The 13,308-nt window shown below is 68.6% G+C and carries 12 protein-coding genes; 5 read left to right on the top strand and 7 right to left on the bottom strand.

All coding sequences use genetic code 11. The annotated features are described in order from the left end of the window. Window position 1: 1 nt before the first annotated feature. From SACXIDRAFT_RS05090 to SACXIDRAFT_RS05070, 5 genes are read right to left on the bottom strand one after another with little or no spacing between them, the layout of a single operon-like run. Entirely contained in the window at window positions 2-982 is a 981-nt protein-coding gene (locus SACXIDRAFT_RS05090; protein WP_006237424.1) for an MCE family protein, read from the bottom strand. Further along, window positions 979-1,989, bottom strand: a complete 1,011-nt coding sequence (locus tag SACXIDRAFT_RS05085) for an MCE family protein (protein WP_006237423.1) — start codon at window positions 1,987-1,989, stop codon at window positions 979-981. Before SACXIDRAFT_RS05085 ends, SACXIDRAFT_RS05090 begins: the two co-directional genes overlap by 4 nt. Continuing rightward, window positions 1,986-3,278: an MCE family protein gene (locus SACXIDRAFT_RS05080; RefSeq protein WP_006237422.1), complete on the bottom strand. Its 1,293-nt coding sequence runs from the start codon at window positions 3,276-3,278 to the stop codon at window positions 1,986-1,988. Before SACXIDRAFT_RS05080 ends, SACXIDRAFT_RS05085 begins: the two co-directional genes overlap by 4 nt. Continuing rightward, window positions 3,275-4,120 carry an MlaE family ABC transporter permease gene (locus tag SACXIDRAFT_RS05075; RefSeq protein ID WP_040922473.1) on the bottom strand — a complete coding sequence of 282 codons (846 nt, stop codon included), beginning with the start codon at window positions 4,118-4,120 and terminating at the stop codon, window positions 3,275-3,277. The genes SACXIDRAFT_RS05080 and SACXIDRAFT_RS05075 overlap by 4 nt, the downstream gene beginning before the upstream one ends. 5 nt (window positions 4,121-4,125) lie before the next feature. Next, complete coding sequence (locus SACXIDRAFT_RS05070; RefSeq protein ID WP_006237420.1) at window positions 4,126-4,929, bottom strand: MlaE family ABC transporter permease; 804 nt, start codon at window positions 4,927-4,929, stop codon at window positions 4,126-4,128. Between the two features lie 468 nt (window positions 4,930-5,397). Between SACXIDRAFT_RS05070 and SACXIDRAFT_RS05065 the strand changes: the two genes are divergently transcribed. The 3 genes from SACXIDRAFT_RS05065 (at window position 5,398) to SACXIDRAFT_RS05055 (ending at window position 8,745) form a co-directional block, all read left to right on the top strand. Continuing rightward, window positions 5,398-6,018 carry a hypothetical protein gene (locus SACXIDRAFT_RS05065; RefSeq protein ID WP_006237419.1) on the top strand — a complete coding sequence of 207 codons (621 nt, stop codon included), beginning with the start codon at window positions 5,398-5,400 and terminating at the stop codon, window positions 6,016-6,018. A 126-nt stretch (window positions 6,019-6,144) separates the two neighbouring features. Next, window positions 6,145-7,701: a DUF6801 domain-containing protein gene (locus SACXIDRAFT_RS05060; RefSeq protein WP_006237418.1), complete on the top strand. Its 1,557-nt coding sequence runs from the start codon at window positions 6,145-6,147 to the stop codon at window positions 7,699-7,701. 42 nt (window positions 7,702-7,743) lie between these two features. Continuing rightward, window positions 7,744-8,745, top strand: a complete 1,002-nt coding sequence (locus SACXIDRAFT_RS05055; protein ID WP_006237416.1) for a hypothetical protein — start codon at window positions 7,744-7,746, stop codon at window positions 8,743-8,745. Between the two features lie 36 nt (window positions 8,746-8,781). Here SACXIDRAFT_RS05055 and SACXIDRAFT_RS05050 read toward each other — a convergent pair whose 3' ends face one another. Both SACXIDRAFT_RS05050 and SACXIDRAFT_RS05045 read right to left on the bottom strand, forming a co-directional pair. Next, a complete protein-coding gene (locus SACXIDRAFT_RS05050; RefSeq protein WP_006237415.1) occupies window positions 8,782-9,492 on the bottom strand; it encodes a SagB/ThcOx family dehydrogenase in 711 nt (236 codons plus the stop codon). A 329-nt stretch (window positions 9,493-9,821) separates the two neighbouring features. Further along, window positions 9,822-11,936 carry a HelD family protein gene (locus tag SACXIDRAFT_RS05045; protein ID WP_006237414.1) on the bottom strand — a complete coding sequence of 705 codons (2,115 nt, stop codon included), beginning with the start codon at window positions 11,934-11,936 and terminating at the stop codon, window positions 9,822-9,824. 108 nt (window positions 11,937-12,044) lie between these two features. Between SACXIDRAFT_RS05045 and rsmD the strand changes: the two genes are divergently transcribed. Both rsmD and coaD read left to right on the top strand, forming a co-directional pair. Next, entirely contained in the window at window positions 12,045-12,602 is a 558-nt protein-coding gene (rsmD, locus tag SACXIDRAFT_RS05040) for a 16S rRNA (guanine(966)-N(2))-methyltransferase RsmD (RefSeq protein ID WP_006237413.1), read from the top strand. Between the two features lie 60 nt (window positions 12,603-12,662). After that, a complete protein-coding gene (gene coaD, locus SACXIDRAFT_RS05035) occupies window positions 12,663-13,145 on the top strand; it encodes a pantetheine-phosphate adenylyltransferase (RefSeq protein WP_006237412.1) in 483 nt (160 codons plus the stop codon). The last annotated feature ends 163 nt before the right edge of the window (window positions 13,146-13,308 follow it).

Genomic DNA, 13,308 nt, shown 5'->3' with positions numbered 1-13,308 from the left:
GTCACCTCCGATCAGGGGGTTCGCAGGGAGCCCGGTTGTCCGGCACGAGCCCGCACAGGTACACGTCGAGCCAGCGGCCACTGCCGACGGCGTTGTTCACGACGCGGAAGTACGGCCCGGCGAGTTCGAGAGCCCGGTCGAGATCGTCGCGGTGACGTCGCAGGATGCCGGTCACCTCGTCCAGCGCGTCCAGGGTGGGGGCGAGCTGCTCGGTGTTGTCGGCGACGAGCCCGGAGATCTGCTCCGCGAGGTCGCGTGCCCCCGTGAGCAGCTCGTGGATCGCGTCGCGCCGCTGATGCAGTTCGGTGAGCAGCACACTCCCGTCGTCGATGAGCCGGTCGAACTCCTCGCCCGAGTCGGCGAGCGTGTCCGCCACGGTCCTCGCGTTGTCCAGGAGTTCGGCGAGTTCGGCGTCGCGGGACGCGATGGTCGTGGACAGTGCGGACAGACCGTCGAGCGCGCTGCGGACGTGCTCGTCCGCGCCGTCGAAGGTGTTGCTCAACGTGCGGAAACTCTCGGCAAGCCGCTCGGTGTCGATGGCTCCCGCCGTGGTCGCCAGGCGCTCGAACGCGGTCGTCACGTCGTACGGCGTCGTGGTCCTCGCGAGCGGGATGGGCTCGGCGGGGTCGAGCACGGCGTCGCCTGTCGGGTGCAGCGCGAGGTATTTCTGCCCCAGCAACGTCTTGATTTTGATTTCGGCTGTCGTGCGGTTGCCGACCCAGGCGTCGGACACGCGGAACGAGACGAGCACCCTGTCCTCGGCGAGTTCGACACCGGTCACCTCGCCGACCTTGATCCCGGCGACGCGAACCTCGCCGCCCGTCACCAGCCCTGCGGCCTCGGCGAACTCGGCCTGGTAGGTCGTGCCGCCCCCGATCAGCGGAAGGTGCTCGTAGTTGAACGTCGCCACGGTGACACCCGCGAGCAACACCGTGCCCACGACGCCGAGTGTCAGCGGATTGCGTTCGCGGAAGGATGTCATCTGTCGCACCTCGCGGGGAGGGGGCCGTCGGCGATGGTGGCCGGAGGGTCGGTCAGCAGCACCGCGTCGCAGAGATAGGTGTTGAGGAACGATCCGTAGGACGCGGTGCGGCCGATCTCGGTGAACTTCTCCGGTGTGGTGACGAGGAACCGTTCCAGCTCGTCCGAACCGGACACCAGAGTCTCCGACACCTCACGCAGCCCGGCGATGCTCTCCTTCAACGGCCTGCGCGACACCTCGAACAATTCCGACGTGGCCGTCGTGAGTGCCGCCATGCCCTCGACCGAGTCACCGATGGCCTCGCGGTCGGCGGCGAGGCCCGTCACGAGTTCCTGGAGCGTGGACACCAGTGAGGACAGTGCGTCGCCCTCGTCGCCGATCGTGCCGAGCACCGTGTTCAGGTTCGTGATGACATCGCCGATCACCTTGTCGCGGTCGGCGAGTGTGGCGGTGAGCGACCCGGTGTGGGCGAGCAGGCTCTCCACCGTGCCGCTCTCACCTTGGAGCACCTGGACGATCTCGCCGGAGAGCTGGTTGACCTCCTCGGGGTCCAGCGCGGAGAACAGTGGCTGGAAACCGTGGAACAACTCGGTGAGATCCAGCGCGGGCCGCGTCCGCTCCAGTGGGATCTCCGCACCGGGGCCGAGGTGGCCGGTGCCCGGCTGCTCACCGCGTTCGAGGGCGATATAGCGCTGCCCGAGCATGTTGCGGTAGCGGATGACCGCCGTGACGTCGGCAGGCAACCGCTGTCCCCTCTCGATCGAGAAACGCACGCGGGCGAGATGCGCATCGACGATCTCCAGCTCGTCAACCTGGCCGACGCGCACGCCCGCGATCCGCACGTCGTCACCGGGATTCAGGGAGGTCACGTCGGTGAATACGGCACTGTAGGACGTCCGGTCATCGACGCCGATGTTCGAGATGGACAGTGCGAGCACCACGGTCGCCAACGTGGTCACCAGCACGAACACGAGGCTCTTGACCAGAGGAGCGACGAGACTTCTCACCGCAGATGCACCTCCGTTCCCCGATAGACGCCTCCGACGAGGACACTGCTCCAGCCGGGCACCTCGGAGGCATCGACACCGAGGTCACCGGCGAGCAGGGTGGACAGCAGTTGCCGCTCCTGGGGGGAGTTCGGCAGGCCGAGGCCGGCCACGCCCGCGTCGTCGCCGGGGGCAGGCACGAGTGCGTCCATTCCCTCCTGTGGCGGTGCGGGCGACATGCCCTCCTGTGGGGTCACTCCGCTGGGATAGCAGCGAGGACCGGAGTCGGCGGTGTGGGCGGGATCATTCGCCCCCGGCCGGTACGCGCCGCGAGGTTCCGTGACGACGTGGCCCTGCATGCGCAGCCCCGGCCGGTTCGTGCCCGCGCCGAGTACCGCGTCCATGGCGGGTTTCAACTCGTCGAGCGCTCGCAGCGTGCACGCGAAGCCGGGCGAGTAGCGGGCCGCCGCCTCCAGCGGCTCACGGCTCTCGGCCGCAAGGAGGATGAGGTTCTCGGCATTGGCCCGCAGGAACGCGGTGACATCGCCCGATGTCGTGGTCACCTGCCCGTAGAGGTCCCGCAACTCGGGGCCCTTCTCGTCAACGGTGCCGAGCGTGACGGCGGTGTCGGTGAGCGCGTCGAGCAGATCGGGCGAGATGTCGCCGTAGAGCTGGGCCACCTCGCCGAGATCGCGGACGTTCTCGTGCAGTCGCGGCAGGTTCGGGTTGAACTCCTCCAGGTAGTTCGCCGCCAGCACGAGGGTGTCGCCCACCTGGTCGCCGCGCCCGTCCAGCGCCGTGGCCACGGCGCTGAGTGTGCTGGCGAGTTTGTGCGGCTGCACCGACTCCAGCACGGGCAGCAGCTCGTCGAAAGCCCGTTCCAGCTCGATGGCGTTGGCGGACCGGTCCTGCTCGATCACGTCGCCCTCCGCCAGCGGCATCGCCGTCGAGCCGTCTGGAATGGACAGTTGAACGTACCGTTCCCCGAACAGTGTCTTCGGCACGAGCAGTGCCGTGACGTCCTTCGGCAACAGCGACACGGTGTCAGGGTCGAGAGCGAGTTCGATCTCCGCTCCACCCTCGACGGCCTCGATCGCCCTCACCTCGCCGACGAGGACTCCCCGTGCCTTGACGTCGGAGTTCACGCGCAACTGGTTGCCCACCCTGTCGGTGCGCAACGTGACCGAAACGGACTCGGTGAACTCCTTGTCGTAGATCCGCACCGACAGGTCGGCGAGAAGCACGAGGACGAGGCAGAACGCCACCCCGGTGAGGCGGGTGGCGAGTCCGCGGAGCCGGGTGTTTCTCATCCCGCCACCCGCACCGTCGTCGTCGCGCCCCAGATCGCGAGGCTGGCGAAGAAGTCGAGCACGGCGACGGCCACGATCGCGGTGCGTACCCCGCGCCCCACGGCGACTCCGACCCCGGCAGGTCCTCCGCGCGCGTGGAAACCGTAGTAGCAGTGCGTCAACACCACCACCACGCTGAACAGCAGCACCTTCGCGAACGACCAGAGCACGTCCTCCGGCGGAAGGAACAGCGTGAAGTAGTGGTCGTAGGTGCCCTCGGACTGGCCGTACAACCACACGGTGATCTGCCGCGACGCGACGTACGACGTCAGCAGACCCACCGCGTAGAGCGGGACGATGGCGCAGAACCCGGCGATGATGCGGGTCGTCACCAGGTAGGGCACGCTCGGCACACCCATGACTTCCAGCGCATCGACCTCCTCGGAGATCCGCATCGCTCCGAGCTGGGCGGTGAAGCCGCAGCCGACCGTGGCCGACAGCGCGAGACCCGCGACGAGCGGCGCGATTTCGCGCGTGTTGAAGTAGGCGGAGATGAACCCGGCGAACGCTGCCGTGCCTACCTGGTTCATCGCCGTGTAGCCCTGAAGGCCGACGACGACGCCGGTGAACATCGTCATCCCCACCATCACGCCGACCGTGCCGCCGATCACCGCCAGCGCACCGCTGCCGAAGCTGACCTCCGCGAGCAGGCGCACGATCTCGCGCGGGTAGCGCCGCAGCGCGCGCGGAACCCACGCCAGCGCTCGCAGGCTGAACAACACCGACTCGCCGAGAGTGTCGAGGAACGACAGCCGTCTTTCGAGTGTCTCGGCGGCGCGTTGCCTGACCGGTGTGGTGGTCAAGGGCCTCACATTCCCTTCGGCGGCACCAGTTGGAGGTACACGGTCGTCAGCACGAAGTTCGCGAGGAACAGCAGCAGGAAGGTGATCACCACGGACTGGTTCACGGCGTCCCCGACGCCCTTGGGGCCAGCGGCGGGGTTGAGCCCCCGGTACGCGGCGACGACACCGGCGACGAACCCGAAGATCAGCGCCTTGATCTCGCTGATCCACAGGTCGGGAAGCTGCGCGAGCGCGGAGAAGCTCGCGAGGTACGCGCCGGGGGTGCCGTCCTGAAGCACGACGTTGAAGAAGTAGCCTCCGCACACTCCGACGACGCTCACCATGCCGTTGAGGAAGACAGCCACGCCCATCGCGGCGAGCACCCTCGGTACCACGAGCCGCTGCACGGGCGAGACGCCCAGCACCTCCATGGCGTCGATCTCCTCACGGATCGTGCGTGATCCGAGGTCCGCACACATGGCCGAGCCGCCGGCTCCCGCGATGAGTAGCGCCGTGACGATGGGGCTGGCCTGCTGGATGATCGCGAGCACGCTGGCGGCACCGGTGAACGACTGCGCGCCGATCTGAGTGGTCAGCGAGCCGACGTGCAGGGCGATCACCCCGCCGAACGGGATGGCCACGAGCGCGGTCGGCAGGATCGACACACTGGCGATGAACCAGAACTGCTGCACGAACTCACGGAACTGGAAGGGCCTGCGCGGAATGCAGCGCAGAACGTCGAGTGCCAGCGCGTAGAGCCTGCCGGTCTGGCGTAGCGCGGCGGCACCGGGAAACGAACGCCCGCCTTCGCGTTCGACGTCGATGGCCAACCCGACTCCTTCGATCCGAAAACCGTGTTTCACACTTCTTGGGAAACGTCGGTTTCATGTGTTGGTACGACGCTTCTTTGTTCGTGTGCTGACACTAACGCCGGTCGGTACGGCTGGTTACGCCCAATTTTTGGAGTGTTTCCCATAAATAAGTCATCGCGGTTCGTCGATTGCTGAGTGGTCCCGTACCCGCTGGTGGGGAGCGGAAGTTGGTTGGCTTGGCCGGACAAACGAGTCGGCGGGTTTTCTTCCGGTCATGACAACCGTTGCGCCGAATGAGCGAGTAGCGGAAGGAGAACCGTCGAGATTTCTTGTTCACGTCACATCCAACGGCTAACGTACTCGCTGGTAGGTTGGCTTCGGCCCCCACCGGCAAGCATCGTCGGCCGATGTTTTCTCGCGGGTCTGATCGATCGTCTCCGCGTCGCTTGCTTTCGCCCGTCCATCGGTTTTCGGAAAGGAATCGCTATGCGTAGACGCGCTATGAGCATCGTCGCCACCAGCGCCGCGGCGACGCTCGCACTCGGTCTCACCGCCCTGTCCGCCTCGGCCCAGCCGCAGGAGTGGGTCGTGAACCCCGGCGGCGACTACACCGCCTCGTCGGGAACGACCGTGCTGACCAACACCGCCAACGGTGTCACCCTCAACTGCGCGGGCTCCGACGCCTCGGGAAGCCTCGCCACCAACGCCAGCGGCTCGCCTGCTCAGATCGGCACCATCGCCGCGATCTCGTGGGAGCGGTGTTCGGGACCGCTCGGACTGACGTTCGACGTCGTTCCGCAGAACCTGCCGTGGTCCATCAACGGTGAGTCCTATGCGGACGGTGTCACGACCGGCTACATCGGTGGGATCGTGGCCAACCTCACCGGGCCCGGCTGCAATGCGACGGTCCAGGGGGCAGCGCCGGGAACCTACGACAACGCCACCGACACGCTGGCGCCGCACCCGATCGCCGGTTCGGCGCACACCTTGACGGTGACGTCGGTCGATCCACTCGCGAACTGCTTCGGACTGATCAACCAGGGCAACAAGGTCACGTTCGAGGGCGCGTACGTGGTAACTCCGGGACAGGACGTCACGCTCCAGTGACGACCGTCCCCCGCACCCGCTGACGAGCGGCCGGTCCGGCAGGGCGCGTCCCTGGCGGACCGGTCCTCCCACGCCGCACTCCGCCGCTACGGCGGCGCGGTGGTATCGGAAACGAGAAGAGAGGCCATGGGACGGAGAGGGAGTAGAAGCGCCTACGTCGTCGGCGCCGGTGTGGTGATGCTGGCCTGTGCGGTCGGCGCGCAGGCGGCCTCGGGCGGCCAGCCGTCCGGTGGCACACAGCAGGAGTTCTCCTCCGGCGAGCTGCTGTACCACTGCGACACCGGCGACGGCAGCAGCGAGTTGCGTGTCCGGTTTGGCCTGTCCCTGCCGGAGGCGGCCATGGGTGGGGTGATCGGTGTGACGGTCAACGCGACGCTGGACGAGCAGGTGGTGGCCGACCTCGCCGCCGAAGGCGCGCCCGAGGTAACTGGTGTGCTCTCGGCGACCACGCTGGTGAAGGACACCGCCGCCGCCGACGGCGACGAACAGGGCACTCCCGTTCTGCTGCCCGACCTGTCCGTCCCCTCGACCCCGCTGCCCTCCGAGGGCGCGCTGACGCTCACCGCAACCGGAGAGGCAGAGGAGCTCACCGGCGGCCCCGGCGAGTACGGCGTGTCGGCAGGCCGGTTCCGCCTCCTGCTCGGGTGGCAACCGCCGCCCTCCGATCCCGGCGACGGTGCGGGTGGAGGCGACACCCCCGACCCTGGCGAGCCGGGAGCCGGCGGCGAACCGAACTCCGAGACGCCGCCCGCGAGTACGGAGAACGGCGGAGGCGGGGCAGCCGCCGCCGCGAGGCAGTCGCCGCCTGTCCGCGCGTTCGACTGCGAGCCCGCCTCCGGTCAGAACACGCTGATCACCGTCCTGTCCGTGGCAGGCGACGGCAGTACCGAACCAGGAGGAGAACCGGGAGGACCCGGCCCCGGAGGGAGTTCCGGCGAACGGTCCGGCGAGAGCAGCGGGGACGGCGAGCGCATCGGCGCGAGCGCGCAACCGAAGGACGTTCCGCAGGACTGCATCGACTTCGCGGGACTGAACAACGCCTGGTGTGCCTACCTCGGCGGGTACACGAACATCGACCGCATGGGCGCCGCCGCGCGCATCGAGCCCGGAATCGTCAACCTGGGCCTTCCGTTCATCGGTCCCTGCAACGACGGTTCGGAGTGGTACTGGTTCTGCCAGACGGCTGTGGCCGAGCTGCGCCACGACGGGAAGAAGCAGCTCCCACCGACGAAGAACTCGTTCCACGCCTTCGGTTTCATGCCCAACGCGGCCACGATCGAGCTGACCCAGGTCGGTGACATGAGGATCGACGTGCGAACGCAGGTCGTGGCGCCCTACGACGGCTCGGTCGTCGCTCACGCCACGCTGTCCGTGCGGCTCGACGACGTCACCGTCAACGGCGTCGAATTGGACGTCGGCCCGGACTGCCGGACACAGGAGCCGATCACGGTCGCTCTGACCGCCGACTACCCGGGCGACTACACACCTGCCATGGGCGGCTTCCTCGACGGCTACACCGACATCCCGCCGTTCTCCGGCTGCGGTGTCGGCGAGGACCTCGACCCACTGCTGACCGGACTGATCTCAGGCAAGGACAACTACGTGAAGATGACGCAGGGGCGGATCTGTGACATCAGGACGGGGCAGTACTGCCCGCCGGTTCCTCCCGAACTCCAGCGCTGATCTTTCTCGTACCGAGAACCGACCCCGAAGGAGGAACGTGAGATGAGACGTGCGAGTACGCTCGGCGAGCAGCGCCGAGGAAGCAGAGCCAGCCGGAGCGGCCGTGGCGGAAAGGGCGGGCGGCTCGCCGCGGCGGCCGCGCTCGTGGCGGCGGGTCTGGCCGCCACGGCGGCACCCGCTGTCGCCGACGACGCGGGAGCGCTGTCCACACCGGCCGGACACTGGGCGCCGTTCGACCGGTGCCCCGTTGACGATCCCGCGATGCTCGCGGCCGACGGCGTCGAAAAGGCCGCGCTCTGCCTCGCTTCCTCCGCCGACTCGGGGACGATGGTCATCGGGGACAAGACCGTGCCCGTCGCGGGTACGAACCTCCAGATGGGACTCCTCGGCGACGGCGTCAACTACACCTCGGTGTCACCGGAGGGGGCCGGCATCGAGGCTGATCCCGTGACCGTGCCGGGCGGGCTGCTGAACCTCATGTGCCCCAGCGATATCCCCGTGCTCACCGCTCTCTGCGAGAAGGCCGCCGACAGCAGGCTCAACCGGGTCGTCGCGACGGTGGAGCCCGCGGGGACACCGAGGGATTTCAGCCTCGTCGCGGGACTCAGCGCCGGGCAGCCGATCGTGACCCTGCCGGTGAAGATCCGCCTCGACAACCCCCTGCTCGGCTCCTCGTGCCACCTCGGCTCGGAGAACGATCCGATCCTGTTGCGCCCCCGCAACGTCTCCCAGCCCACGCTGACCCTCACCCGGTACGCGCCAGACGGAACCACCCAGGCCGGTGGGCCGATGAGCAATATCGAACTCTCCGGCGCCGACCAGCTCGACGACTCCTTCACGGTGCCGAAGGCCAACGGGTGCGGCTTCCTCGGCGCGCTCGACTGGGCGGTCAACGCGCAGCTCGGCCTTCCCTCTCCCGCAGGCGCCAACAGCCTGGTGCGCACTGCCGCCGTCACCACGACGGGCGGCTTCTACACGCCGTCGGCGTTCGCTCCCGACCAGGGCCGCCTGCTCTCCGAGTACTGGCACGCCGCGACCCGGTGAGCACACCGGCCGCTCGCCCCGCCTGGCCGAGGACGTTCAGGCGGGGCGGCCCGTGGCGAACAGCATCGTCGGTATCTCGTTCTCCGGAAGCCCCAGCAGCGTCCCCACCGCGGCGTCGTCGAACCCGGCCACCGCACACCCCGCGAGTCCCAGAGCCGTGCCGACCAGGTACAGGTTCTGCACGGCGACGCCGGAGTCCACGTGCAGCGTCCGGTAGTGGCGCAGCGGGTACTTGTCGAACGCGACGTCCAGCCGCGCCGTGATGGCCACGGTGGCGGCGGGCTGCCACGCGAACTCCTCCTGGAGATAGGCCAGTTGGAGCCCCGGGCCGGGGTCGGTGTCGGTGAGCTGCACCAGCTCGTGCGACACCGGTTCGTAGCGGTACACGCCGTGGTCGAGACCTTCGACCCTGCGCACTACCGCGTAGGCACGGAGGATGTCGAGCCCGCCCGCGCTCGGCGCCATGCTCAGCGGGTACTGATCCACTCCGTAGGCCGCGACGAACCGTTGCACGCCCATCGAGAACCGCAGCAGCGCGCTCAGCGAGGGGAGTTCGAGGTGGCCGTCGGAAAAGTCGTACGACGAGTGGCGTCTCGCCAGCGTCGCCACGAGCCCCGCCTTCGGCGGGTGCACGTCAGGCAACGGGATGGGCCTGGCCAGCGGCAACGGCTCGGCCGGCACAGGCAGTTGCGCGTTCAGCAGGCGGTGAACCGCCAGCGCGCGTTCGGTGGTTTCCTGACCACTCACGACGGCTCCCGTCGCTTCCCCTCGTCACCGGCCACGGCGGCATCGTAACCCGTTCGAGTGGCTCAGTCCTCCTATTCGGGCAGCGAACACATGATCTGTGTCGAACCACCACCGTGTCCGCACTTCCTGTACGGGTGTTGGCACTTCATGCGCAGGTGTCGGCACTTCCCGCGCGCGTGTCCGCACTTCCCGCACAGGTGTTGGCACTTCGTGCTCGTGTCCGCACTTCCTGCACGGGTGTTGGCACTTCCTGCACGCGTGTCCCGGTCGCCCGGCGCGAAGGCACGTGCGCGAAATGCGGACACCCGTGCGCAGGGTGCGGACACGGCTCAGGCGGGGGCCAGCCAGGCTTCGTCGGAGGCGAGCACCGTGAGCTGCTGGGTCGCTCGCGTCAGCGCCACGTACAGCACCCGCCTGCCCGTGAGCGACTCCTCGATCAGCTCGGTGGGTTCCACCAGCACGACGGCGTCGTACTCGAGCCCCTTCGAGTCGAGGCTGCCGACGACCTTGAGCCGCTCGTCGCCCTGCCCCGCCACCCAGCGGCGGACCTCGTCCACCCTGTCCATGGCGCAGATCACCCCGACCGTGCCCTCCACAGCGTCGAGCAGTTCCTTGGCGGCCACCTGCGTTGCCGTCTCGAAAGCCCCCGCCTCGACGTGGCGGACCTGCGGGACGACGCCGGTGGTGCGCACGGCTCGGGGCAGCTCGTCCGACTTCGCGTGACCCGCTACGACACGGGCGGCGAGGTCGAAGATCTCGGCGGAATTCCGGTAGTTGGTGCGCAGCGTGTAGCGCCTGCGGGCCGTGCTTACTCCGAACGCCTGGTCGCGCGCGGACGCCGCTTCGGCGGGGTCGGGCCAGGAACTCTGCACGGGATCGCCCACGACGGTCCAGCTGGCGTACTTGCCCCTGCGTCCCACCATGCGCCACTGCATGGGGGAGAGGTCCTGCGACTCGTCCACGACGACGTGGGAGTACTCGTCGTAGTGGTCGGGCCTGCGGTTGCCGTCACGCGGCTGCTCGGCGGCACTCCGGCGTCCCCTCCTTCGCTTCGGAGGCGGGCCGAGCAACACGCGCAGCTCGTCGAGCAGCGCGACATCGGCCACCGTCCACTTGCGATCGCGGCCGCGGTCTCGGAGCGATGCGGCCAGCAGCGAGACCTCCTCGGCGGTGAGCACGCCCCGCCCCGCACGCGCGAGACGGCGTTCGTCGCCGAGCCAGCGCAGCACCTGCGCGGGGTACAGCACCGGCCACCACACGACGAGGAACCGGTGGAAGTCGATCCGCTCGCCGAGATCGGTGATCAGCTGGGCGCGGTCGATCTCCCTGCCGTCGGCCTTGGCGTACGACTCCGCCTTGTCCGCCAATGCTTCCAGCAGCGTCTCCGCGGCCCTGACCCGCGACCGGTTCGGCGGTGCGCCGTTGCCGTGCACCTTCCGCCTGACCTTGTCGAGTTCCTTCGCGTCGAGCCTCAGGACCTCGCCCCGGTAGACGATCTTCATGTCGGCCGGCGCGTCAGGGGGCGTGTCGCGCATCGCCTTGCCGAGCACCTTCCGCATGCGGAGCGATCCCTTGATCGCGGCCAGCGGTGCGGGGTCGTGCCGCGTCGCGTCGATGCCGTCGAGCACCTGGCCGAGCGACCGCAGTTCGACGTTCGTCTCACCCATCGACGGCAGCACGCGGGAGATGTAGTTGGTGAAGACCCCTGACGGCCCCACCACGAGCACGCCAGCGCCGCCGAGCTGACGCCGGTAGCGGTACAGCAGGTACGCCGCGCGGTGCAGAGCCACAGCCGTCTTGCCGGTGCCGGGACCGCCGGTGATCTCGGTCACTCCCCGCCACGGGGCGCGGATGACCTCGTCCTGCTCCTTCTGAATGGTGGCCACGATGTCGCGCATCGTGTCGCCACGGGAACGGCCGAGCGCCGCCATCAGCGCGCCCTCGCCGACCACGTTCATGCTGTCCGGCACCGACTCCGGCATGAGGACGTCGTCGTCGATGTCGAGCACCGACTGACCGGAGCAGCGGATCACCCTGCGCCGCACCACGTTCATCGGTTCCTCGGCCGTCGCCTGGTAGAACGCGGCGGCAGCGGGGGCCCGCCAGTCGGTGACCAGGTTGTTGAACTCCGCGTCGCGCACCCCGAGCCTGCCCACGTACACGGTCTCCGAGTCGGCGTGGTCCAGCCGCCCGAACACGAGGCCCTCGTACTCCGCGTCCAAGGTCTGGAGCGTCTGGTTGGCGTGGAAGACCATCATGTCGCGCTCGTACAGCATCGACGCCTGCTCGAACACGGCTTCGCGCTGCGCGCCGAGGCCGAGTTCGTAGCCACGGGCGCGCATGTCCTCCGCCTGCGCGCGCAACTCCGCGAGCCGGACGTAAACCCGGTTCACGTGAGTCTGTTCGATGGCGATCTCGGCCCGTCTGACCCGGGACTCCGACACTCGCGCTCCTCGCAGCTGTCGCCTCGGAAAGGGGAAGAACGACTTTACGCGATCGAGTTGGGGGCCCGACCGCGTCCCGGCTCCTCACCGGGGTGCGAGCATGGGGCTGTGACAAGGATCGTGGCGGGGCGAGCGGGCGGGCGCGTGCTGCGGGTTCCGCCGAAGGGGACGAGACCGACGACAGAGCTGGTGCGCGAGGCGTTGTTCAACGCACTCGAGGCGGCAGGCGAACTGGACGGGGTGCGGGTGCTCGACCTGTACTCGGGGTCGGGCGCACTGGGGCTGGAGGCGCTGTCGCGTGGCGCGCGCGAGGCCGTGTTCGTCGAGGCCGACCGCACCGCGGCCGAGATCCTCCGGCGCAACATCGCGACCGTCGGCCTCGGTGGTGTGGTGCGCCAGGGCAGGGCGGAGACCGTTGTCGCCGAGCCGGCGGGCGAGCCGTTCGAACTGGTCCTCGCCGACCCTCCCTACGCGGTGGACGCTGACACACTCGGGGTGGTGCTGGGCCGTCTCGTGGACAACGGCTGGCTCGCGCCGGGCGCGCTCGTGGTCGTCGAGCGCCGGATGCACGACGGGCCGCCGGTGTGGCCTGACGCACTGCGCGTGCTGCGCACCCGAACCTACGGTGACAACGCGCTGTTCCGAGCCGAGTACGAGCCGAGCTGATCATGGAGCCGTTCGTCACATCTCGCGCACCGTGCTTTCGTGCTTGGTAGCGTCCGCGCCATGCGGCGAGCGGTCTGTCCCGGCTCCTACGACCCAGCGACCAACGGGCACCTCGACATCATCGAACGTGCGTCCGCGTTGTTCGACGAGGTTGTCGTTGCCGTGCTCATCAACAAGAAGAAGCAGGGGCTTTTCACCATCGACGAGCGGCTCGACATGCTGCGCGAGGTGACCTCCGACCTGCCCAACGTGCGCGTGGACTCCTGGCACGGCCTGCTGGTGGACTACTGCCGCGACCACGGCATCGCCGCTGTCGCCAAGGGGCTGCGGTCGGTCAGCGACTTCGACTACGAGTTGCAGATGGCTCAGATGAACCGCGAGCTTTCGGGTGTCGAGACGCTGCTGATGTCGAACAACCCGGCGTACAGCTTCCTGTCCAGCTCGCTGGTGAAGGAGGTCGCGACCTACGGCGGTGACGTCAGCGAGATGGTGCCCCCCGCTGTCCACGAACGACTCGTCGCGAAGCTCGCCGAACAGCGCTGAGGCAGGCGGCAGCCGCCCCGGCCCGCCGTGTCCGCACCCTGCGCACGCGTGTCCGCACCCTGTGCACCTGAGTTGGCACTTCGCGCACGCGTGTCCGCACTTTGCTGGCAGTTCATGACGAACCCTCCAACAGGAAGTGCGGACACGGGTGCAGGAAGTGCGG

This window comes from Saccharomonospora xinjiangensis XJ-54 (genome assembly GCF_000258175.1).
In the GTDB taxonomy this organism is placed as follows: domain Bacteria; phylum Actinomycetota; class Actinomycetes; order Mycobacteriales; family Pseudonocardiaceae; genus Saccharomonospora; species Saccharomonospora xinjiangensis.
This window is presented reverse-complemented; position numbering and strand designations above follow the sequence as displayed.

Excerpts from the sequence above, each read along its gene's own strand:
- SACXIDRAFT_RS05090 (WP_006237424.1), bottom strand. The coding sequence starts at position 982 with ATGACATCCTTCCGCGAACGCAATCCGCTGACACTCGGCGTCGTGGGC.
- SACXIDRAFT_RS05055 (WP_006237416.1), top strand. The coding sequence starts at position 7,744 with ATGAGACGTGCGAGTACGCTCGGCGAGCAGCGCCGAGGAAGCAGAGCC.
- SACXIDRAFT_RS05065 (WP_006237419.1), top strand. The coding sequence starts at position 5,398 with ATGCGTAGACGCGCTATGAGCATCGTCGCCACCAGCGCCGCGGCGACG.
- SACXIDRAFT_RS05060 (WP_006237418.1), top strand. The coding sequence starts at position 6,145 with ATGGGACGGAGAGGGAGTAGAAGCGCCTACGTCGTCGGCGCCGGTGTG.
- SACXIDRAFT_RS05080 (WP_006237422.1), bottom strand. The coding sequence starts at position 3,278 with ATGAGAAACACCCGGCTCCGCGGACTCGCCACCCGCCTCACCGGGGTG.
- coaD (WP_006237412.1), top strand. The coding sequence starts at position 12,663 with ATGCGGCGAGCGGTCTGTCCCGGCTCCTACGACCCAGCGACCAACGGG.